General features: G+C 40.2%; 19 protein-coding genes. 10 read left to right on the plus strand and 9 right to left on the minus strand.

The genetic code is table 11. The annotated features are described in order from the left end of the window. Positions 1 to 28: 28 nt before the first annotated feature. A complete protein-coding gene (locus tag L6E24_RS03735) occupies positions 29 to 703 on the minus strand; it encodes a LamG domain-containing protein (RefSeq protein WP_257743382.1) in 675 nt (224 codons plus the stop codon). 447 nt (positions 704 to 1,150) lie between these two features. Continuing rightward, on the minus strand, positions 1,151 to 2,308 hold the full coding sequence (locus L6E24_RS03740; RefSeq protein WP_257741824.1) for a transposase: 1,158 nt from the start codon (positions 2,306 to 2,308) through the stop codon (positions 1,151 to 1,153). A gap of 252 nt (positions 2,309 to 2,560) precedes the next feature. Between L6E24_RS03740 and L6E24_RS03745 the strand changes: the two genes are divergently transcribed. From L6E24_RS03745 to L6E24_RS03765, 5 genes are all read left to right on the plus strand, one after another. Then, a complete protein-coding gene (locus L6E24_RS03745; RefSeq protein WP_257743383.1) occupies positions 2,561 to 2,725 on the plus strand; it encodes a hypothetical protein in 165 nt (54 codons plus the stop codon). 402 nt (positions 2,726 to 3,127) lie between these two features. Next, positions 3,128 to 4,234 (plus strand): iron ABC transporter substrate-binding protein, encoded by a 1,107-nt coding sequence (locus L6E24_RS03750; protein ID WP_257743384.1) that lies wholly within the window; start codon positions 3,128 to 3,130, stop codon positions 4,232 to 4,234. 23 nt (positions 4,235 to 4,257) lie between these two features. Continuing rightward, complete coding sequence (locus L6E24_RS03755; protein ID WP_257743385.1) at positions 4,258 to 5,325, plus strand: FecCD family ABC transporter permease; 1,068 nt, start codon at positions 4,258 to 4,260, stop codon at positions 5,323 to 5,325. A 616-nt stretch (positions 5,326 to 5,941) separates the two neighbouring features. Beyond that, positions 5,942 to 6,778, plus strand: a complete 837-nt coding sequence (locus tag L6E24_RS03760; RefSeq protein ID WP_257743386.1) for a nitroreductase family protein — start codon at positions 5,942 to 5,944, stop codon at positions 6,776 to 6,778. Positions 6,779 to 6,951: 173 nt separating this feature from the next. Then, entirely contained in the window at positions 6,952 to 10,068 is a 3,117-nt protein-coding gene (locus L6E24_RS03765) for a PAS domain S-box protein (protein ID WP_257743387.1), read from the plus strand. Between the two features lie 47 nt (positions 10,069 to 10,115). On the opposite strand, the gene L6E24_RS03770 is transcribed toward L6E24_RS03765, so the two are convergent. Further along, positions 10,116 to 11,129, minus strand: coding sequence for a DUF4435 domain-containing protein (locus tag L6E24_RS03770; protein ID WP_257743388.1), 1,014 nt, complete (start codon positions 11,127 to 11,129; stop codon positions 10,116 to 10,118). Beyond that, on the minus strand, positions 11,122 to 12,867 hold the full coding sequence (locus tag L6E24_RS03775) for an AAA family ATPase (protein WP_257743389.1): 1,746 nt from the start codon (positions 12,865 to 12,867) through the stop codon (positions 11,122 to 11,124). Before L6E24_RS03775 ends, L6E24_RS03770 begins: the two co-directional genes overlap by 8 nt. A 310-nt stretch (positions 12,868 to 13,177) precedes the next feature. Here L6E24_RS03775 and L6E24_RS03780 point away from each other — a divergent pair, with 310 nt between their 5' ends. Beyond that, on the plus strand, positions 13,178 to 13,705 hold the full coding sequence (locus L6E24_RS03780) for a hypothetical protein (protein ID WP_257743390.1): 528 nt from the start codon (positions 13,178 to 13,180) through the stop codon (positions 13,703 to 13,705). 36 nt (positions 13,706 to 13,741) lie between these two features. Here the strand turns inward: L6E24_RS03780 and L6E24_RS03785 are convergent, their stop codons facing one another. Next, positions 13,742 to 16,225, minus strand: a complete 2,484-nt coding sequence (locus tag L6E24_RS03785; protein WP_257743391.1) for a YgjP-like metallopeptidase domain-containing protein — start codon at positions 16,223 to 16,225, stop codon at positions 13,742 to 13,744. 143 nt (positions 16,226 to 16,368) lie between these two features. Then, a complete protein-coding gene (locus L6E24_RS03790) occupies positions 16,369 to 17,742 on the minus strand; it encodes an ATP-binding protein (RefSeq protein WP_257743392.1) in 1,374 nt (457 codons plus the stop codon). Positions 17,743 to 17,961: 219 nt separating this feature from the next. Here L6E24_RS03790 and L6E24_RS03795 point away from each other — a divergent pair, with 219 nt between their 5' ends. Continuing rightward, positions 17,962 to 18,126, plus strand: coding sequence for a type II toxin-antitoxin system HicB family antitoxin (locus L6E24_RS03795; protein WP_257743393.1), 165 nt, complete (start codon positions 17,962 to 17,964; stop codon positions 18,124 to 18,126). Between the two features lie 56 nt (positions 18,127 to 18,182). On the opposite strand, the gene L6E24_RS03800 is transcribed toward L6E24_RS03795, so the two are convergent. Further along, entirely contained in the window at positions 18,183 to 19,613 is a 1,431-nt protein-coding gene (locus tag L6E24_RS03800; RefSeq protein ID WP_257743394.1) for a Fic family protein, read from the minus strand. Beyond that, positions 19,610 to 20,254, minus strand: coding sequence for a DUF4062 domain-containing protein (locus L6E24_RS03805; protein WP_257743395.1), 645 nt, complete (start codon positions 20,252 to 20,254; stop codon positions 19,610 to 19,612). The genes L6E24_RS03800 and L6E24_RS03805 overlap by 4 nt, the downstream gene beginning before the upstream one ends. Positions 20,255 to 20,656: 402 nt before the next feature. Here L6E24_RS03805 and L6E24_RS03810 point away from each other — a divergent pair, with 402 nt between their 5' ends. Beyond that, positions 20,657 to 21,871 carry a tyrosine-type recombinase/integrase gene (locus L6E24_RS03810; RefSeq protein WP_257743396.1) on the plus strand — a complete coding sequence of 405 codons (1,215 nt, stop codon included), beginning with the start codon at positions 20,657 to 20,659 and terminating at the stop codon, positions 21,869 to 21,871. On the opposite strand, the gene L6E24_RS03815 is transcribed toward L6E24_RS03810, so the two are convergent. Continuing rightward, a complete protein-coding gene (locus L6E24_RS03815) occupies positions 21,834 to 22,760 on the minus strand; it encodes a hypothetical protein (protein ID WP_257743397.1) in 927 nt (308 codons plus the stop codon). The two genes, L6E24_RS03810 and L6E24_RS03815, sit on opposite strands and share 38 nt — an antisense overlap. A gap of 280 nt (positions 22,761 to 23,040) precedes the next feature. Between L6E24_RS03815 and L6E24_RS03820 the strand changes: the two genes are divergently transcribed. Continuing rightward, positions 23,041 to 23,178 carry a hypothetical protein gene (locus tag L6E24_RS03820; RefSeq protein ID WP_257743398.1) on the plus strand — a complete coding sequence of 46 codons (138 nt, stop codon included), beginning with the start codon at positions 23,041 to 23,043 and terminating at the stop codon, positions 23,176 to 23,178. Further along, a complete protein-coding gene (locus L6E24_RS03825) occupies positions 23,179 to 23,349 on the plus strand; it encodes a hypothetical protein (RefSeq protein WP_257743399.1) in 171 nt (56 codons plus the stop codon). Positions 23,350 to 23,593: the final 244 nt, after the last annotated feature.

Here is a 23,593-nt window from a genome sequence, read left to right on the forward strand (position 1 = left end):
AAGATGAAATAAAATCAATTATGATCATTCAGGCATAACCGCTTGTACTGTCCCATACCACAGTGCCGTTTTCAGCTGTAACATTAATGTGTATATTCACCCATTCGCCCGGACTTTTGGTGATGTTGAGTTCAATCGGATTTTTTGCAGAAATTCCGGTGAGAGTATTAGATCCTGTGAAGTCGTTGCCATATTCACGATCAACCTGGTATTCTATAGAATAATTGGCAGTCTCCTCTCCGGTTGGAACTACCCTGAAGATGACACCCTCCGGATTGACATATGCCTCTTCATGAAAGATTGATTCATTCCCCGTTCCAATCATCTCCTGCACAGCAGAGCTTTTTGTGTCACCCGGAATATCTGCATTCTGATCCGGGCCGAAACTGAAAATTGATGACGTTGAGCCGGTATTTCCGGGGAAGAGGAAAAGAGCTGCCAGAACAATTACCACAATTGCAACTGAAGCGATAATTAATATGGCTGCGGAGGCTTTTGTGTATTTATTCACGGGATTTCCGGTATTTGCAGAACCCACAGATTTCCCGGTATTTGCAGATTTCCCGGTATTTGCAGAACTGCCGGAAATCTTTGATTTTACTCCGGAATCCGTTTTTTTCCCTGGTGTTTTGCCTGGTGTTTTCCCTGATATTTTGTCCGGTTTTTTGCCTGATATTTTACCCGGTTTTTTGCCTGATGTCATGATATATTATAACTATTTCATCCGGACAAACTTATTATTTCTTATGAGGTTTTTCAGCCCTCATTCCGGTAAAATGCCCTCTGCAACAACCTAAAATAGAAACATGATTAATGTACAGTACTTTAAATTAAGTGCTCGATTAATATTTAAAATTGATGAATATTGTTTTAAAAATGTCTTACTGTATGCCCCTAAATTGAATATTATATCCAAATGTCCTGCATTTCAAATTTGAGGGATAAAAATGTATTTTGTAAACCGATTTTGGTTAACACCATTTTATCCCACTTGAACCACAACACACTGCTTCATATTTCATGAATAAATGTCTGAATAAATGAGTTTGAATCGAAATTATACCGTTTCCAGTAAAGATATTGTAAAATTTAAAATAGCTACCGCTAAACCTGGCCATCTGCATACTCAATTCATGAAGATGTCTGAATATCAGCTTATGGCAATTTCATTAAGGCTCAATAAATGGAAATGCTCCCAAGCCTCTTTAATTAAGATAGTGATAAAATGGTGCAAGGGAAATCGATCTCTATAAATTACCTTTGGTCCCCTCTGAAGTTTTGCAAATCTCTTCCATTTGATTGAAACCCAATGGTTCTGTATTATAAAAGAAATTAAAAAATAATAAAACCTAACTACCGGATCCTTAGTGGATGTCCTTGCACCACTTTTATTAGCAAGGACATATGTGGACTCAATGGCAAATCTGTGTTTATACAATCTTCTAATCGATTTTGGAGATTTACATACCTTATAAACTACAAATGCTCGATGAAGTACACCATTTTTGCCTTTCTTTCCCATTTGATAGACAATACAGTCAACTATTTCTATCTCCAATGGGAACTTTGATTTTGAATTTAGGGTGTGTTTAAAGGATTTTGATTTTTTACCTTTTAGATTCTTTTTGAGTTCCTCACCATGTTGCTTCACCGGCATGAGGTGTGGGACATCTGATTCTTTTAGGTAGCTAAAGATTTTACCTGTGTAGAACTCCCTGTCTAACATTAAACATTTTATTTTCAGACCTAAACTCCGAATTAACTCAACACATGTTTTTATTCCATCTAAATTATTATCATTATCTTTCCAGGGAATAACAAGAAGGGTGAGGTGCTTATCCTGGTCCACAATCGATAAAGTCATGTAAGCAAAGAACTTGGTTGTCGATGCTTTCTTCTTGTTGCGTATAATATTAGGATCTTCTTCTTCGTCTTTAACCCCATAATATGGCTTGAGGGTTTTATCAATAGCAAAATTGTAAGCCCTGCCTTCTATAATTATGCCTTCCCCTGCCAATAAAAGTATTTTAGAGGAATCTGATTCTAATTTCTCCATGTCAATATTATGTAAATATTTCAGACAGGTTGTATGGGATGGCAAACCATCTGTCATTTTTACAAGTCCTGAAATCGAATTTTTAGAACATGCCGCTGCTATTGTTCCTCTTACAATTGTTTTTGAATCATAATATCTGCCATCTGGAAAGGAGATATGATCCTCAATAATATCACAGATCAATTCAAGTTTTCCAAGCTTCAGTCCTGTATCTGACTGGATTTTGCTGTTTTTTTGACCAAATATTGCCACAAGGATGATGTTTTGGAGGCAATATATATCTATTGATTGGCAATTGGTACATCAAAAAAACAAGATCATATTGAACATTTGTCTGATTCAGATTGTGCAAACATTCCACGGCACGCAGCAGAGGTTTTGACACAATATAATATTGAGAAGTACTTAACTATTTGAGTTTAGGCAGAAAACTCCGGGGTCTTATGTGATGAAATTTGCGGAATCTTTAAAGTACTGATGTAACAGATGGAGACCACACAGCATATGTTAGTGAAAGTTAAAAAACCGGACGGAACAGCTGCAACAATAGAGATGAAGGATACAATGTGGCTGGAGATAGGTGATCACCTTCCGGACGGATCAGTTGTCATTGAACTAAAGTATCCGGATGACATCGACGATGACATGGAAGCCCTTGATCTCTATTAACATAGTCAGGATTAACATAGCCAAGATTAACACAGTTAAGACAGTCCGGTTCTTTGATCAGATCAGCTATCAGGTCATTTATCAGATCATCTATCAGGTCATCTACTCCGACCCTCTGGTTTGATACTTCAATCCGGACATTTAAATCCGGGAATCATATAATTAGTCAATTCTTATTTACCCGCAACAAAATAATACGTACAATAAAAAATTTATGAGAAATTATAACCAAAATATTCAAAATCTTATTTTTTGTTATCAACTGCACAAAATATTTGATCAGAAAAGTTAAATCAAATGGTTTTAACTAAAAACACATTAAATTGATATATGACAATTATGGACAGATATTTGAGACATTTAACAACAATATCAATATTATTTGCATTAACCATATTAATTATGGTTTGTGGATGTACAGGAACATCCGCACAGACAGATGCAGATATAAACAGCAATGATCAGACAGAAATGGTGACCATCACCGACTCCAACGGAAGAGAAGTCACCATACCTTCAAACCCGCAGAGAGTCGTATGTTCCGGCTCAGGATGCCTTCGTCTCCTCTCATACCTTGGAGGAAACGAACTTGCTGTCGGCGTTGACAACATAGACAAAAAAGACAATTCCTATGACAAAGAGACATACAATGCAAGAGCATACTACCTTGCATATCCGGAATACGCAGATCTCCCATTAATAGGAAACCATCACAGTGATGACGACCCTGAATCCATCATAGCATGCGAACCGGAAATCATATTCAGAACAGACGGCTACAGGGCTGCAATAAATGACGATGAACTTCAGGAAAAAACAGGAATCCCGGTAGTCGGCCTTAACTACGGAGACCCCACAGATAACCGCCAGGCGATGTATGACTCCCTCAGACTGATGGGTCAGATAATCGGCAGAGAAGATCGTGCTGATGAAGTCGCAGAATTCTTTGAATCACAGATCGGCGACCTTGGGGAAAGAACCACAGACGCTGACCCTGCAATAACACCAAAAGTTTACATTGCCGGAATTTCAAACAAAGGCCCGCAGGGACTTCTCTCAACATCACTCACATATGCACCATTTACATACATAAACGCAGACCGCTTCAATGTTGCAGACAGTGACGAAAACACAATGACACAGGCATTCATAGCAAAAGAGAAGCTGATTGACTTAAACCCGGATACAATATTCATCGAACTCGGCACAGTTCAGCTTAACCCCTCAGCCATTGATGAACTAAAAGATGATAGCTGCTACAGATCACTGGATGCAGTTAAAACAGGAGATGTGTATGGAATGCTCCCATACAACTGGTACTCATACAACTATGGAACAGCAATAATATCTGCATACTATGCAGGAAAGATGATCTATCCGGATCAGTTTGAAGATATAGAGATAAAAGAGAAAGCAGATGAGATCTATGAATTCTTATTTGAAATGCCGGAATATGACATACTGAATGAAAGATTTGACGGAATTGGCTATACAAAAATTTCCCTCTAATCAGCATTTTTTGGAGAAACTCATTGAATACCACAGAAAAAGACTTTAATCTGAAATATAAGGATTATATTCTGAATAAAAAGTACTTTCTCCTGTCCTCGTTAATCCTGACATTAATAATATTTATAATTTCAATATCACTGGGTGCGGTCAGAATACCAATCCATGAAGTCATATCGGCATTTACAGGAAACAGCATCTCTGAAGAGACATATATAATTATCCGGGATGTCCGGCTGCCACAGGCATGTGCTGCCCTCATTGCCGGAATCGCACTCTCATTATCAGGGGTTGCCATGCAGGCAGTGCTGAAAAATCCCCTTGGTTCCCCTTTTACATTAGGACTCTCTCACGCAGCAGCATTTGGTGCTGCAATGGCAGTGATAATTTTTGGCACCGGAATGATGACAAGCGGAATTTCCGGTTCAATAGTCATAAACAATCCATATATCACCTCTGCTTTTGCCTTTCTTTTCTGTATGACCGCAACCGGACTGATACTTGGGATATCAAACCTGAAATCAGGTCAGCCGGAGACAATTGTGCTTGCCGGAATTGCAATAGGGTCACTATTTACCGCTGCAACAATGGCACTTCAGTACTTTGCTGACGACACCCAGCTTGCATCAATAATCTTCTGGACATTCGGCGATACCGGCAGGGCAGGATGGAATGAGATTATAATTATGCTTATACCTACTATAACTGCATTAGTGTACTTCCAGAAAAATTCCATGGATTACAATGCAATCAGCCTGGGAGACGAAGTTGCACACGGACTTGGTATCAATGTAAAGAGAAAAAGGCTTACAGGAATGGTGATTTCCTCCCTTGTAACGGCAGTAGTTGTCTCATTTCTTGGAGTAATAGGATTTATCGGGCTTATCAGCCCGCATATTGCACGGATGTTAATAGGAGGAGATCACAGATACCTGATTCCCGCATCATGTATAACAGGTGCTGCCATCCTGCTCTGTGCTGACACTGCTGCACGTATGATTATGGCACCCTTTGTCATTCCGGTGGCAGTGCTTACATCCTTTATTGGAGCGCCTCTGTTTTTATTCATACTCTTTAGGAATAAACTATAACTCAGATAAAGGAATTTACAGAAACATCAGGGATAATTTTTTGCCAGAAAAACAGCATTTCACCGGAATTATCATACCGATGAACAATTTCAATACATTCATTCCGGTCTCAGACACTGAATATATCACTAAAAATTACAGAATTCACCCGGCCTGAGAATAATTATAACAAAATGATTCTGAGATAGATAAGAAAACATATATATGATCAGGATCAATACCAGTATCGGGCGGTGTTTAATCCAAATCACTTCAATCGTCCCACAGATAAAACCCCGTGCCGTTCCGCCCCATCGCTTTCATTGCGGCATTTCCGGGATTTTGGATGAATGGAACCGGGCAATAGCAGATAATCCACAATAACTCCCGGCCCATATAACCATATTATCAGGACTGTACCGAAACAGTATCTGACGCAGAGATCTGTAATAATCAGATAATAAAAAGCTCAGAACTCTCTTCTCCTATACTGAACAGATATTGTGTCAAAGCCTGTATTACTCTTCATATTGCTGCCCCTTAATCAGCAGAAGATCATTGCAGTCAGATCTGTCTGTTAATTCAGAATAGTTTTAAATACTTCCGGAGATACTAATGACTCTAAACGGAGGGAAAAATGTCAATAATAGTAGATCCTGAAAGATGTAATAACTGCGGAATCTGCGGCCACGTATGCCCTGTAAACTGTATTATTGTAGATAAAAAAACACTGCCATACATCCCGGAGGAACTGACAGAGACCTGCACATCCTGTGGACAATGTGAAGCATTCTGCCCGAAAGCCGCCATAATATGTGATTCCGGCGGGGAATATTCAGAATTCACCGACCTCAATGCTCCGGATATAACAGTTGAACAGCTCCACCGGTTCCTGCTCAACCGAAGACCATTCCGGAATTTCAGATCAAAGCATGTTGACCCTGAGACGATCCAGAGGATACTTGACACGGCCAGATATGCCCCCTCTGCCGGAAATGAACAGCCGATAAAATGGATAATAATTACAGGAAAAAAAGCGATCAGTCTTGTTGTCCGCCGGGCCGTCATAGCGATGGAAGAGGAGATTAAAAAAGACCCAAAGAGCAGATATATCCACATTATTGATAAAGTAAAGGATGCCTGGCTCAATGGAGAGGACCTGATCTGCCGGTCTGCACCACATATTGTAATAGCTTCAGTTCCGGAAGAAAGCCCGTATTATGATGTCGATTCAGTAATTGCACTATCCTGGTTTGAGCTTGCAACATATTCACATGGAATAGGCACAAGCTGGTGCGGACTGTTGCAGGTTTTGAGCAATGAGAACGAACACCTGAGAAAACAACTCAGAATTCCGATAGGCTACAAATCCGGATGCGTCATGATATTTGGCTACGGAAAATTCAGGGTAAGGCAGATCCCGCCAAGAAACCCGCCTGATGTATCCTGGTTCGGAGAATTAAGGCCCGAATAATATTTTTAAAAAAATCCGGCAGCAGAGATCAGACCAGAAAATATCACAGCCACATAAAAGGCTTAAAAAAATAATTATAATTACCACAGATAAAAAACAGATCAAAGATCTGACAGACCCTATTTTATAACAGATAATCAAATACCGGATCACCTGAAGTAGTAGCTTTATAATTGAATAAAAACAAAATGAATTATTCAGTATTCCTGCCAATACCCTTTCTGACAGTCGATCAGACTGAAATGGAATACCTTCAGGGGCATACAATGATATCAGTTCTTTATACCGACGATGAACCTGCCCTTCTTGAGTTAGGAAAAATCTTTCTTGAGAGAACAGGGGATTTTACAGTCACAACAGCAACAGGTGCAGATGAAGCCCTTCATATGCTTGAAAAAGAGAAATTTGACGTAATTGTTTCTGACTACCAGATGCCGGGAATGGATGGCATAGAGTTTCTTGCAGAAGTCCGTAACAATTATGGAAACCTCCCGTTTATCCTCTTCACAGGAAAAGGCCGGGAAGAAGTGGTTATTCAGGCCATAAATTCCGGAGCAGACTTCTATATCCAGAAAGGCGGCGAACCAAGAGCACAGTTTGCTGAACTATCCCATAAAATAAAAACAGCAGTATCCGGAAGACGGGCAGAAGAGGCACTCTGCAGAAGTGAAGAGCAGTCCAGAGATATTCTCTCGGCAATGCCTGATATCGTAATGGTTTACAGGGAAGGGATAATTGTTTATGCAAACCAGATGACACTGGAGGTATCCGGATATTCATCTGAGGAACTTATTGGATCATATATTATTAAATTCATAGACCCCGGATACCACAAATCCATCCGTAAAAAGATGGATATGAGAAATTCCGGCGAAAATACAGATGACTATGAGATAGAACTTGCAGATAAATCCGGCTCACTTCATCATGTTATTGTCCGCACTGCCCCTATGATCTTTAACGGCCTGCCTTCAACCGTGGTAATTCTGACAGACATAACCGAACGGAAAAGAATGGAGACCGCCCTTAGGGAATCTGAAACTCTTTACAGAACAATTTTTGAAAATACCGGTGCCGGAACGATAATAATAAGAGAAGATAACATAATTGAGAAAGCAAGTGCAGTCTTTTCTGAACTGTCAGGATATTTGCTCAGTGAAATTGAAGGTAAGAAGAGCTGGACTGAGTTTGTTGCTCCTGAAGATCTCGAAATAATGAAGATTTATCACATTTCAAGGCGCAAAAATCCGGATACAGAAAAAAAGACATATGAATTCAGATTTTTAGACCGTTATGGTAAGATAAAGGACTGCATAAACAATGTTGCTATAATTCCCGGCACAGGCATGAGTGTAGCCTCCGTTGTTGACATATCATACAAAAAAGAAGCAGAAACAGAACTGAAAAATAATAATGAAGAGCTTAACGCCTCATACGAACAGATAAAAGCTGCCGAAGAAGAGCTTAAAGCGCAGTATGCCACACTTGCTGAAAGTGAAGGCATTATCCGGCTGAGTGAAGAGAGACTTCTTATGGCACAGGAGATAGGCCATACCGGGTGCTGGGAATATAATATAAACTCAGGTAAAATCTGGGCATCCGATGAGGCACTCCGCATTTTTGGAATTTCGGACAGAGGGGAGGAACTGCCCACCGAAGAGATTGAGTCCTGCATTCCGGAATGGGGAAAAAACCATAAGGCACTCTTTGATCTAATCTCAGAAGGAAAAAAATATGACACTGAATTTTATATACACCCGGCAGACGGCTCAGCTCCAAGATATATCCATTCAGTTGCAAAAAAAATTGAAGGTCATAATAACAGCCCCACAAGAATTTTGGGAATTATCCAGGATATAACAGAACATAAAAATGCAAAAGAGGCACTGAGACTTAAGAATTATGCAGTTGAATCATCAATGGACGGCATAGGAATAGCTGACCTTTCAGGTATTATGACTTATGCCAACCCTGCATTTATATCCATCATGGGTTATGATGATCTGAGCGAAGTAATCGGCCTGCATTATCAGAATTTCCCGTTCAATACTGAAGAAGGTCAGGAGATATTTAATGAATTAAAGGAGCATGGGAGATGGTCGGGCGAGGTCATGGGCCGGAAAAAGAACAAAACTCCGGTTGTTCTCGATTTCAGCATAAATATGATTAACAATTCAGAAGGGATTCCGGTTGCGATGATGTGCACATTTTCAGACATCACCAAAAGCAAACTTGCAGAAGAGGCACTGAAAAAGAGTGAAAACAGATACCGGAGCATATTTGATAATGCAAATGACGAGATAATTATCCATCAGATGGCTCCTGATCACCACCCGGGAAGGATTACTGAGGTAAACAGGCGTGCAATCAAAACACTTGGCTACAGCCGTGATGAACTGTTAAATATGACAATTGAGGAGATCTCACATCCCCACACCACCGAAGAGTGCAATCAGATTAATAACATAATCCTCAGAGATAACAGGGCAATATTTCCGGCAACCCAGTTTACAAAAGACGGGAGAAAAATTCCGGTTGAGGTGAGCACAAATTATTATGAATATGAAAGCAGTCCTGAGTGTGTGGCAGTCATCCGTGACTTATCTGAGCGCATAACTGCTCAGGAAACGCTTTCACGTGCACATAATCAGCTAAAACTCATTTCAGGAATAACACGCCACGACCTTTATAACCAGGTGACGGCCATGATGGGTTACCTTGAAATTATGAAATTGGGTGAAAACGACATCTCAAATGGAGAATATATTGAAAAACTTGACGCTTCATTACGGAGAATATATTCCATTGTCGAGAAAACAAAATATTACGGGGAGATTGGCATCAATGAACCTCTATGGCAGAACTGCCATATATCAGCAGACAGAGCAGTGAAAGAACTCTCTCCTGAAAACGCAGTTATCAGAAATGATATCTCCACCAATACTGAAATCCTGGCAGATACTTTACTCTTCAGAGTCTTTTACAATCTGATAGAAAATTCACAACGGCATGGGGGAGACATTACTACCATCAGATTCTCCACAGAAGAATCAGGGGATGATTGCCTTATAATATATTCAGATAATGGAAACGGCATCCCGACAGCAGAGAAAGAGAAGATATTTGAGAAGAGTTATGGAAAAAATACCGGCCTTGGCCTGTTTTTCTCAAAAGAGATTCTGGCTACAACCGGAATTACTATCCGGGAAAATGGTATCTGTGGTGAGGGTGCACGCTTTGAGATTAGAGTTCCAAAGGGTTCATGGAGAACTGCCGGCCCTGACAACTGACAGTTCCGGACGAATACAGATAAAACCCGGACATAAACCCCGGATTGTCACTGCCAGTGGATTTTTGTCTTTGAATCACCACACCTGAGCAGTGAATCAGATATTTCCGGAAGATTATTTTTTGCCCACTGCTCCAGAGACCGAAACAGTTCAGTACTGAAAAAATCATTCCTGTCATAGAGATTTCTAAAAAGCCTCTCTAAGTCTCTTAACAGAACCTTTTTGCCGTCCATCTGCGGATAATTTACGTTTATGTCAGCAAGCAGGGCACACATAAGGTCATGGCCACGGCACAGCTGCATCGGATGATTAAAGTAATCCGGATTTTTATCCTTCTCCTCACTGAGTGCCTCCCTGAAAACCTCAGACTTTTCCACGTTCCTGCCGGAGATGAGAGCCAGAAGCTTATCCTCATCACATATGAGTGTGACAGGGTCTGTAAACTCCATAAAGAGGTTCTTCTTCTTGCAGTTGATATGCTTGAATGTCATATTAAGACTGTATTTCTGGTTGACATAAAGCGAAAGCCCTATGAGCACCGAGCAACGGACAAGGGATGACAGAATGCTCTCCTTTCTGAGGCTGTCTATCATACTTCTCTGAAATTCACCGCCGGCTGAACGCTTCTTATAATATTCAAGGACTTTTCCGATGAGTTCATCAGATATAATCATCGTCTCGATGTCATGCGTATCTGTCATAAAGAGATTCTCCCTACCCTCTGTTCCGTCAGGGATGAAGAATGAAAAATCCCGGTCAACAATTCCTATAACTGAACTGCCTGTCCCTTCCTTAAGTGTGGCAGAGAGATCATCAAGGATTTTAATGACATTATCCTTTGAATTTGCAAACCTGATCTCAGATATTTCTCCGTTAAAGAACCGGGAATAGAACTCATAGTCGCCCGGCCCTTCGGTGAGGATGAAAACCCTGGATTTAAGGCCGGGATAATTCTTCTCCATCTTCATGATGGTCCCGCCAATCTCTTCAGGGTCTGCCCATATATCCTCAAGCCTGTAACTGTCTCCGTATCTGCCAGGCCGTCTTCTGCCTTTAATCATTCACTATTTGCCCCTCTGAGAGATCGACTGTATAGTCCCAGTTGGTATGAATAAGCTGGGGAGAATGGGTTGCAATGATGAACTCGGAACCTGTGATGTCTGTGATCTTTTTTATGTAATCGAGGTACTGCCTCTGCCAGACGATGTGAAGTGAGATCTCCGGTTCGTCAATTAAGACGAGTGTACCGGGGTCTGTGAAAAATATCAGGTCATAGTACATCACAAGCTGGTTCTGCTCTCCGGAAGAGAGCTTCTCAGGCTTTATCTGCTCACTGTCGCCGAACATGAAGTAAAAGCCCTTGTCTGCCCTGATTTCAAACGAGAGGTTTAGGAATAGGGCGTTTATTATTTTTATCAGCAGGTCGATCTTCTTTTCAAGGTCGCTGAATATGAGGTACTTCTTCTCAGTGTCTTCGATGTACAGTGTCAGTGCGGCCAGAATTCCGGTCTCGTCCTTTATCTCATCTTCATCTATCTCAAATATCTCTCCTTTTGCCGGTTCGTGAGAAAGAAATCCGAGTTTTTTCAGCTTCTTCTGCTCCGCCCGGATCTTTGATAAGCTCTGAATGATACCCTCTGCCGGTGGCGGGAATCCTTCTGCCAGTTTATAACAGAGTTTCAGGTACCTTGTGGGGTATGTGGCATCGAGCTGCTGTGTGCTGGCGGCGTAATCGTTTAGCATCGCCTGAATGCGTTTTTTTATGTCATCCGAATGGTTGAGTATTGTCAGTTCATATGTTCTCTTTGCTCCGGGAATGTGGCTGGTTAAGAGATCGTCCTCGCTTCTGTCCCCTAATTCCATGTTCTGCCAGAGTCTCTGGGCTGATATGAATTTTACAGGAATCGGCGGTATTATCCGGGAGAGTTCCCATGAGGTCTCATCTTTGCTGTAGTTGTCCGGATTTACGGTGTATTCAAGTCTTTTTTTGTTATATTCTGTGCTGAAATGTAAGGACCACAATTCTCCGGAGGGGAGTTTTCTCCCCTTTGGCCTCTCCTGACTTTTCTCTATTGTCAGGGTTCTTCGCTCTGTTGAATTCTCTTCTTCTGTGTAAAAGCCAATCTCCGCTGATTTGAATGGAATATCCCTCATCTCTTTTATGTTTCCGACAAATACGGCCCGAAGGAGCCTGAGGATTGTCGTCTTTCCGTACCCGTTTGGTGCTGTGACTATGGAGATGTGTTCGCCGTTCTCAAGCGGAATTTTATGGTTGAATGTTGAGAAGAGGCCTTTGATATCTATGTATTCCAGTTTTATCCGGTTAAACCGTAAGGGGGAGTCCCTTGTTATGGCATCTATGAGCCGGCCGAGCATGGCTTCGGTATTCTCTGCATCCAGAAGCGGGTATTCCACCCATTTGTCCGAGAAGAGTTCTGATACGACTGCTATGTATTCGGAATGGAGCTTTCTGCTTCCGAGAAACACGACTCTTTCGTAGTTTAAGAGTCCGTCTGATTCTGCGTTTATCTCTATTGTGTCATATTCAAGGCCGGATTCTGCAAAGGTTTTTACACTGTAGTCCGGAATCTCTTCGTGCGGGAGGAGAAATCCAAAGCGTGGCGAGAGTATGACATAGTCTTCCTCATAGAAGTTTTCACAGTATTCCCGGCATCTTTCGGCAAGTCTGCCGGTATATGCATCTTTTGCCCTGACGTGCCGGTTTTTGTCGAGGTTTGTATCCCAGTCCCAGATCTTTTCCTCCCCTGCCGGGATAATTACCAGGGTCTTTAGTGCCATTCTGTTTAATTATGAGCCGGACTGCAAATTAATGTAGCGAATGAGTGTTATGACAGGGATTTTTGACTCCCGGAAATCCAAATAACGGTCATAATTAACAGGCACAGTCAGGCCGTTTCAGTCACTGTGTATTTTTCATAGTAAAGGACGGAAAGGAAGCAACTGCTGTTACATATCCGGATCTCACCGGGAGATGGATTGTTACCCGGACAGAAGTTGAATCTCAGGATTTAAAAATTTAGCGTAAATCCCCTTGGTCTTTAGCCCGGAGGTAGTTCACTTGTTGCAAAGATGGATGGGCCGGTATTTTATGGCAGTTATCAGTGTAACAACTGACAATGCCACAACTGAACATGATTTTGTCGGTGCTGTGTATGCTGCTGATGAAAACGTGGTATATGCAATTGGTTATGACGGAGAAGGATGTTTCGGAAAGATAGAGATCTCCGGCGGGGAATTTATCCGGAACTGGATTGATAAGGATAGTGCCTCTTATGATGTTCATATGAGAGAAGGTGCTGACGATCTGAAATATTCTTTACCACAATTAACTGATATTTCCGGAGATTATCAGGACCGGTATTGTACTATGGTTTCCGCAGATGGGTTTGAAAAAGACGATTCCGATTATTTCTGGTCGCTTTCTCAGAAAATTTCCGGCAGTTACATAATTTCATCCAATGATACAGAGACAGGTTTTCTTCAGCAGTACCCGGACGGTTCAGTCTTTTTCATGGACGAGGGCTTTTATTACAATGGCTGGATAAAAAACGGAGTGATCTGCTCTTTTGTGGCAGATGAGGAAAGTGCTGAGATGTATATCTCACCCCGGATTTAGGCCAGGCATCTGAAAATACCCCTGTTTTCCTGATTTTCAGTGCTCTTTTAACAGCTCAATTCTGTAATTTTTCATCTCTTCTTTTCTCATATCCGATTCAGGCATTGCTTCCCTTAAAGTACTGTAAAAGCGCTTACTATGGTTTGGATGGTGGTAGTGGCAGAGTTCATGGGCAACGATATATTCAGTCAGATGACCTGAGACCATAGCAAGCCTTTCATTGAATTTAACGAGATTAATTCCCGGTTTGCACTGTCCCCAGAAACTTTTGGAGTAGCAGATCTCTATATCCGGAACTGATATTCCAAAGATTTTTGAATATTTTGGCAGGTATTTTCTCACCTCCTGTCTCGTTAAATCCTGCATATATTCTGTAACTTCCTGTTCTATGCAGTAATTCTCATCAATGGCATCCTTTGGGATGGTGACAGTCAGATAACCTTTTTTCAGTTCCGGTTTTCTCATCTTATGTGATTTTACCGCCCGGATCTTTACTTTCTTCCCTTTAATATAGAACGGTGCTCCGTTATAGAACCCGATTCTCTTTGCAGTCTTTCTCTCTTCATTACTGATTGTTTTGTGAATGAAGGCAGCATTGTCCGTCACCATCTTTTCAACATCTTCCGGTGCTGCACTGAAGGGCACTATCACCTCGACTGTATCATCCTCAAGTATTTTTATGCTGAATTTTTTGGCTCTCTTTGAGTATTTTACTGTGTAACTGTAGGTTTCGCCATTGTATGTTATGGTGTGGTCAGTTCTGCTGTCAACTCCGGCCTTCTCAACAAGGGGGTAATTTTCTGCAATCCACTGCCGGTTGTATTTTAAAACGGAATATATCTCTTTTTCTTCTGCACCAAAGGGGGCGGTGACAATGAGCTTTGGCCCGTTTCTAATCTTAATTCTTACCTTCCTGAAACGGCTGCCATACTCTACTGTGAAGGGAATGTCTCTGCCGGAAACTCTGAAAGTCCCTTCACAGGTTCCAGGCTCATAAGATGGCATTTCCACCTTTGGTTCCGGAATATTACCCAGATTTCCGGCTGTAAATGCCTTCAGTCTCCCGATTTTTTCGTGGATTTCAGGAGCACTCTCACTTACAATTCTCTCAACTTCCTGCACATCTGCATGAAGGGGGGCTGAAACTTCAATTATTCCGCCCTCTTTTATATTGATTCTTATGTTTTTTGACCTCTTTAGGTACCTGACTGTATAACTGTATATCTCACCGTTATATGTCAGGGTGTGCTCACTCCGGCCATTTACTCCGGCCTTCTCCACAAGCTGGTAGTTGTCATAGATCCACTCAGCGTTCATCTCCAGTGTACCGCTGATGAAATCCCTGCCCACACCCGAAGGGACGTTGACAACAAGTTTTGGACCTTCTTTTATCTCAACGCCGGCGCTTCTCAGCCGGCTGTTATATTTAACTATGTAAGGTATTTCCCTGCCGGAAACTTTGAAAAGTCCTTCGTGAAGTTTCCGGAAATCAATGTCCTCATCCGGATTTTTCCCTGAGCCTCTAAGGTGTTCATGAATATTGGAGATATGGTCCAGAACCGCAGCCTCAATATCATCGGTTTTTGTATACCTTGGGGAGGTAACTTCGATTATGCCGCCTTTTAGTGTTTTGAACTCAAATCCTTTAACCTTCCTGCTGTATCTGACTGTATAACTGTAGGTGACACCATCATACTCAATGCAGCCATCTGTTCTGCTCTCAATTCCGGCATATTTTAAAAGGATAAATTTTTCACTGATCCAGTCTTTGTTTGCTTTCAAAAAACCGGTTATATCCTCCTCTATCACTCCGGCCGGTGCAGTAATGAGAATTTCCGGTCCTTTTTTAATCTCTATTCCAATATTTTTGTGCCCGGTCCCGCATCTGACAGTGACCTGGATCTCAGCGTCTGCTATATGGATTGTTCCGCTGCTAAAGAGAGAGCTGTCTGCTCCATCATAATTATCCGGCATCATTTTAGCATTTTCCTTTCTCTTCTCTTCTTTTGCATCGTTAAGCCTTTCATCTATGGTCTTTAGTGTGTATCTCTCAAATATTTCGTTCAGTCTCATTTCGGCAGGATTTGGATCAGAACTATCATTATGAGATCTTTGGGAGTTATTCTCTTTATCTCCCTTTTCCGGTTCTGCCACGTTTCCAAATGAGAATAAGCCCTTCTGCTCGCTCTTAACGAAGGCCGGGTTTTTAATCTTCTCACCCGCAATTATGAGTTCTGCATCCTCTGCACTGACCGGCACTTTATGCCATGAATCAGATAAACTCATCCCCGGCACCGGATTTTTGCCAAATACACGGCTTAATCTGGTAAATCCCCTTTGCAGACTTTTAAGAGAATTAATTGTGAGGAGATTTGATTTTATCATGGGCGTTAAAGCCATAAGCAGTATGCGTATCTCCTCTTCGTTAAATTTTGGCGGAGAGAATACCAGTACTTTGTTTTCACCTCTGAATTCAATCCCTATTTCATCTCTTCCTTCGATATACTCTGTTTTATACATGAAGGAAAGACCGTTGTACCGGCATCTGCCCATTATTATTTATTTTATTTCTAAAGAGAAAAGAGGTTTTTGTTTTTGCAGTTTATCTATTATGTCCCTGCCGGATAAGTGGTACAGATGTTTTAACCCGGAATATTTAGTGATTACATATCATCAAGGTCAAAGACTAAGTAGCCATCCTTACGCAAAGACTCTTTATCGTGGACTTTTTTCGCAAAGAGTGCAAAATGCTCCTTTCTGGTTTCATTGTTCCATTTCACATATTCTGACTTTCTTTCAAGGTCTTTTATCACTTTAACGGCATCTTTTTTATCAAGTGTTTTCCACTTACATTCACCAAATAAGACCTCTTTTGTCTCCTGACTGACCACAACGATGTCTATTTCCTCTTCTTTATACCACCAGCGGTTAACATCCGAAAAGTAAAAAGGCATGAGGATCTCCTTTGTTTTGATCTGCTCTATTACAAAGTTTTCAAATTCTTTTCCATAATATGAATTAATCTGAAAAGAAATCCGGGAGTAAACCTCATCCACAAGTCCGATTTCAAGGTCAGAAAGATTTGGATAAACAAATCTGAACCAGAACCTGAAATACTGGTCGTTGATTTCATAGATTCCGCCCTTTCTTTTTCCAAGTGGCAATATATGCTCAATGAAATGAAGATTCTGAAGCACTGAAAGATATTTTGAGAGATTTCCCTTCTCTATTCCGGTGACTGAAGATATTTCGCCCTGCTTATTATAGCCCAGTGAGAGATATTTAAGAATCAGGGTATAGACCTTTGGTTCCCTAAACTCCTCCCTTAGTAAAAACAGGGGTTCATTATAAAGAACCTCACCCTTCTTCAGTATTTTTTCCCTGATGTTTTCTTCAACGGTTAAGGAATTGTCCAGTTTCCGGAGATAAAAAGGAACTCCGCCACATATGGCACGGAACCTGAACAGGTCTGCCTTATCATGGGCACTGAAAAAATGTTTCATATGCTTAAACTGCATTGGAGATACTTTCCACTCGCCTGTACGCCTGCCATAAAGGGGACTTTTGTAGCCCAGAACTTCAGTCTCCATCATTCCCATTGAAGAACCGCATATTATCAGGGATATGTTACTGCCTGCAAGAATTTCATCGCAGAGCTTCTGGAATACTGATACAATCCCACGGTTTAACTCTATCAGGTATGGAAATTCATCAACTGCTATTATTGCCTTTCTGTTTCCCATTTCATCTCTGAGATATCTGAAGAGATCATAAAAGTTTGAGGGGTCTAAATTCCGGAAGTAATCTTTTCCGGTTAAAAGAGCAAATTTCTCCTTCATCTCCTTTATGTTCTCTGCAATGCTGTCATTGGTACAGAGAATGTATACGCCTTCTTTGTCTTCAATGAACTTTTTTATAAGCTCAGTCTTTCCAATCCTCCTTTTACCATAGATGACGATGACCTGGGATGAATCTTCTGCATATTTCCCGTTTAAAAAATCAAGTTCCCTCTCTCTGTTGATGAATGATTGTATCACAAGTATAATACTTTACCTACAACTATTTAATGTTTTTAGACGGATTAAGGCACTATTCTTTACTGCCCCTCTTTAATTAATGTATCGTAGATGTACAAATTTTCTTCTTTCAAAGTCCTTTATACAGAAATAAAGACAAGATCGTAGAAATGAATCAGTATGGATCAAAAACCAATGACCACACAGGATCACTTTTGGTGACCTTTTACAAGAATCAAAATGAAACCTGAAATTGTTCCGGAAGAAGAAGAGGACGGCACATATTCTGTTCACTGTCCTGCCCTGAAGGGATGCCATTCACAGGGAAACACAAAAAAAGAGGCCATCCGGAATATCCGTGAGGCTATTGAACTTTACCTTAAAGCAGTGAATAAAAGAACCTGAAAAAACTGAAGAGAGTCAAACTACTAATAAACCGGCATTAACACACTCAATATTCCTCATATTTCCATGCTGCTCTTCAGTTCCCTGCCTCTTTCAGTCAGCCGGTATTTCTGTAGTCTGCTCTTTGGCCTATCAGGTATTGTCATCTCAATTAACCCCTCATTCAGAGCAGGGAGGATGTATGCCTTCCGGAAATTTTTAGAGTCTTTTAAACTGAGCTTGTCCTGAAGTTCATTTCTTGACATCTCACCATTTAAGGCATTTATCATTCTCATCACTTCAGGAGTGACTTGGGGGGTGACATAGGGGGTGACATAGGGGGTGACATAGGGGGTAAAGAAAGTCAGTGTAACATTATGGCCGTCTTCTGACCATTTCGGAAGAGGAAGGCCCGATTCTGTGCATGACTCTCTAATCATTACACTGCCACGTCCTAACTTTTCCATAAATCCACGGATATACAGAACATGGGCAATATCAGGATTTCTCAGAACTGAGATATGGCCGGTTGAGAGTTTTTCCGGAGTGACACCTTCAGGAAAAGTGCCGGAGTTTGTAATTTCAAGACGGTCTGGATAAACGTTGACAAAAATCCCTCCTGAAAAACTGCTGTAATCCCGGTGAACAAAAGCATTCACAAGTCCTTCACGGATAGCAAAAGGAGGATATAAAGACTCATCCCGGCGTTTCAGATTTCCGGAACTGAAATGTGAAATTGTCTGCGTATTCCTTTGAATAAAGCGATATAGATCATCTAAAACAGGCAAAAGAGGCCCTTCAAAAGATTTCATATCATTATATTTATCTCCACCTTTATCTGTGGAATAACATGCAGCACGGACACGAATCTGTGGAAATCTCATTGCAGGATTTTTCCCAAAGAGGACATCTCCCCCGTTTGTCAGCCGCCCATATCTGCAAACAGAAAAATCCTCAAGAATCATGTTCAGATCATTAACAGAACGAAAATTAAAACCGGAACCTGCATCCATTACAGCATTATGGACCTCTGTCAGGTCCAGATCATCACCCGGATCTGCTGTTGAAAAACGGCGTTCCCATCTTTCAGGCTCAATCTGTTTTCTGAGGATCATATCCCTGATAATGTCAATATCAGCTTTATCTGTGGAATTATTTTTCCGGAGATAAAATATATCCCGGAATGAATAGGGGAGATCCTTTCCCGCCGGAACTTCAATTGAGATCACTTTTTTCCCTTCAATATCGACCGTATCAACTGAAATTAGTGCCTTAGGAGATATTTTTTCCTGAAGTACCTGTACAATATTTCCTGCTCCGGAATCTGAATCATCAACACCAACAATATTTCCTGTCTCATCAACACCGCATACAATATAACCACCGGAAGTATTCAGAAAACCGCAGACAGTTTTACCAATAGCGTTGATGTCCTGGCAATCCTTTTTAAATTCGATATTTTGCCCTTCTCCAAGCATGAGGTAATCTCTGATATTATCCTGAATCATGAACTTCCACCACCATTGTGAATAATCCCGGAAACCTCATCCGGATCATTAAAATTCTCATTTACAAACGCTTCAACTTCCTGATAACGAAAAAACTGAGCTGTAGCAAAAAGTGCGGCATCATTATCAGAGGTGAACTTCTGAACCCAGTTGCCCTGCCGGTCAGAAAGGGCGTTTTGGGACAGAATAGCATCTTCATACATATCAATGACACGGAGATCATCTAAAATAATATTTTTCTTTAAAGAGAGCTTATTCCTGCCATTTTTGCCATCATAACCAAGATTATGAAGCAGTGATCTTGAAAAAACCACATAATCATGAGCAAGCAGCCATCGTGGTTTATTCAGCTCTATGGCTTTTTTTAGTTCCTGATGTGTAATAGATATTTCATCGCCTTCTTTTCCGGAACCATAATGCGGAGTAATAAGGCCGAGGAAGAGATCACATTTTGTTACTCCGGCTATACAGTTATCAAAGGCCGAGTGGCTCGAAAATACAGGGAGAGTTCCTTTATGTGACATCCAGACTTCATAACCAAAACTGGTCAACAATGTATAAATACGGTCAAGAAGTTCTTCAATACCATAAACAGTAGATGAAACCATGATAGTAAGTTTCTTATTATCTTTCATTGCCATTTATCAACCTCCGTTTATTACTGCAAAATATCCTTATGAATCTCCGTCACTGTACCCTGTTAAATTCAGAACTTATCTTATCCACCGAACCAGACAGCCAGATATTGTAGATTAAGATTTTAATTTATATATTAACTGTCATCAGTTATAACTCTCAATGAATATTATCTGTCCGGTAGTTTTACGGTTGAAGTTGTTTTCACATTCTGAAGCAGAAATATTTACACTCATTCATTGTAATAAATTATATTTTCAGATTTTGATCAGGTTTATCTTTATTCCACAGATAAACTGTAACGTAGCGAACAGAGAACTATAACAATGAAGACCGGAACAAAAACAGGAGAGCCGCTGGGGGGACTTGCTCAAAATGTTCATATCCCCTGAAGTAGATTAATGATTATGGCAAACCAAACCTTCCACCATCAAGAAAAGCCAAATTATCATGAAGAATTACTAAACAAGGCTTTAGAATCAGGCAAGCTTCTTCAGGAAGATTACATTATCATTAAAAAATTCATAAATTCCAAATCGGTTTCCCGGTTAAGAAGGGTAAAACTTGTTCAAACTCTCATATCATGGAGAAAGTTCTTCCAGGTATCTTTCCTTGATGCAGATATTGACGATCTTCATATAGCAAAAAACAACATGGAATCTTATACTAAAGAAGATGGAAATCCATTCTCTAAAAATACAAAAAATGATTATATCAAGATTCTTAAGACTTTTTACAGATGGCTTATAGGGCGTAATCTTACTGAAATAACCCTTCAGAACATGCAGGAAATTAAAGCGCCGGGCATGGATTATAACACAACGCAGCCGGAAGAACTCTTAACATTTGATGAAATATCAAAGATTGTCAGTGTATGCAAGTCACACAGGGATAAGGCAATTATTTTCATTTTGTATGAAACAGGCGCAAGGATAAAGGAATTGTGTTTCCTAAAATGGAAAGATGTTCATTTTGAAGAGAACGGAACTATCAGCCTTAAAATACTGAATTCCAAGAATGAGAAGGAAGCATATAGACATGGCCGGGTAATTATGGGAACTGAATATCTGGCAGCATGGAGAAATAATTATTTTGGCTTTGATGCAACTGGGGAAAATTATGTTTTTATCACTTCCGGAGGCAAACCACTTGAATACAGAGCAGCATCTCAGATAATTACCAGAGCAGGAAAAAGAGCGGGTATAAGAAAGAGGGTTCATCCTCATTTGTTCAGGAAGAGCAGAATAACACAGCTTGTTAGAGAAAATTACCAAGAGTCTGTGATAAAACAGATGATGTGGGGAAATTTAAACACTGATATGTTTCAGGTTTATGTGAAACTTAGTAGTGATGATATCGACAAAGAGATTTACAGAAAATCCGGAATGGAACTTCCGGAAGAAGACGAAAAAAAATCACACCTCCCGAAACAGTGTAAATTCTGTTTTGCCATGAATTCCCCAGCAAGCAAATTTTGTCATATGTGCGCTAAACCATTGACACAGGAAGCTGCACAACAACAGGCAAAAATAACTGATGAACTTCACCGGATGCAGAAGGAAGACCCGGCAAAGTTACAGGAACTTATGATTCAGATGATTTCACGGGTTGGGATGTCTTAAAATCCACACTGACATTTATATCATATTTTTTATCAATATCCGACATCCAAACGAAAAAAGCCTTATATTCTTCTGATTTTTTAATTAACCATTCTGAAAACATTTTTTCCCAGACAGGGGTTTCAAGGACAATTTTATAAATCTCTCCCATGCAGTCAACACCAGGCACAGCTGCACAATCCATCATACTTTTAGATTCAAAAATCACGCCAAAGAATTCATCAATTAAGCAGGGATTGAAATTATTTACCATTCTAATGTCTGATAATTCACCGACAATAGCAAGACGTTTGTTCCTCACATCAATCCTCTGAATTAACCGCTCAATAGCTATTTTCAGAGCCAGGAAACAGTAACCATGCCAGATATTCGCCGCCCATTTTTCTTTGTTCTGTGACACGCCGGCTTTTTTAAATAAGCCTGATAATTTATCCCAATCATCAGGCGATAAAGCATCGACCATACTTTGAAGTTGTTTGTCATTGTTTAGCAGAAGAGCGAAGTTTTCAAAAACCTCTGGTGACAATTCCGACCAGATAGCCATTATCTTAAGATAAAAGTCAGAATCAATTGGGCTGAATATATTGCCGGCTTTTACTGAGAGAGATTTATCTAAAGCACGATTAAAATATGTTAGAACTCCAAGGAATGTAGGACCATAATAATATTTTTCCTTCCCGTTTTCACCAATTTCAGTTCTTTTGTGTTCAACCAAATTATCTTTTAAAAGAATTTTTATGTAATTGTGATGTGCTGTGTAAGTTCTGTTATATGGGTCATTTTTTTGCAAATCATAAACAGTATTCTGACCATTTTCTACAAGAAAATTTAATTCGTTCTCTAAAGCGTCAGCACGCAATTTTTTCAGAGGTTTTTTTTCCTTAACCATATCACACACCGGATATGTAAAATGTACATGATATATTATAAAATCATATGCTTTTTGTTATATACCACACAGAGAAGATGTTTTTGTTACAGTATAAATCACCCATGATATAGTATATCACCCATTTTAGATAGGATTATATAGTTTACTTGCGTATTTTATGATCATGGAACGATTTGTGAATGTGCTTAAATGTTATAAAAATGGTGGTTCTGTTGTTGTGCGGATACCAAAAGAGATTTGCACAACAGTGAAAATAAACGCAGGAGATAGATGGATTATGAAAATAGACGAATCTAACAGATTAATTTTGGAAAAACTTGAATTTCAGGAGATGGCAACCAAACCTTCCACAGTGACGGGAGCCATCCCCCAGCGCCAACAGGTTACTAATTCAGTAATCCAGGAGGCATTATAAATGATGCTTCACCAGCCAAAATACTTATCGAAGTTCCTATACACTGACCGGGAGACAATTAACAGCTTGCCATTTATGGAAAAGATGATGGCTGAATTCTTAATCGAGGTCGGGGATATCATTTTAAACGAAGAAGAGCAGAAACAGAATTTTGGGAGGGTTGCCAATTGAATCAGCAACACACAACACCAAACTTTAGGCAGGATTTTATTTATCTTAAAAATATAAATAAGCTTTGTCGTAATTCCGGATTTATTAAACCGGATGGTGATAAAAATATTTTATTTTGCAGCTTGATGCAGCATCTTGCTATAAGAATCCGGAACAAAAACGCCTTATTTGAAATTGCTGTTAATTTTAACCGGATTTGTCTGAAAAACGAATTTAAGAAACAATTTGTTTTTGATGTTGTTTA

Origin of the sequence: Methanoplanus endosymbiosus (assembly GCF_024662215.1) — an archaeon.
In the GTDB taxonomy this organism is placed as follows: Archaea; Halobacteriota; Methanomicrobia; order Methanomicrobiales; family Methanomicrobiaceae; genus Methanoplanus; species Methanoplanus endosymbiosus.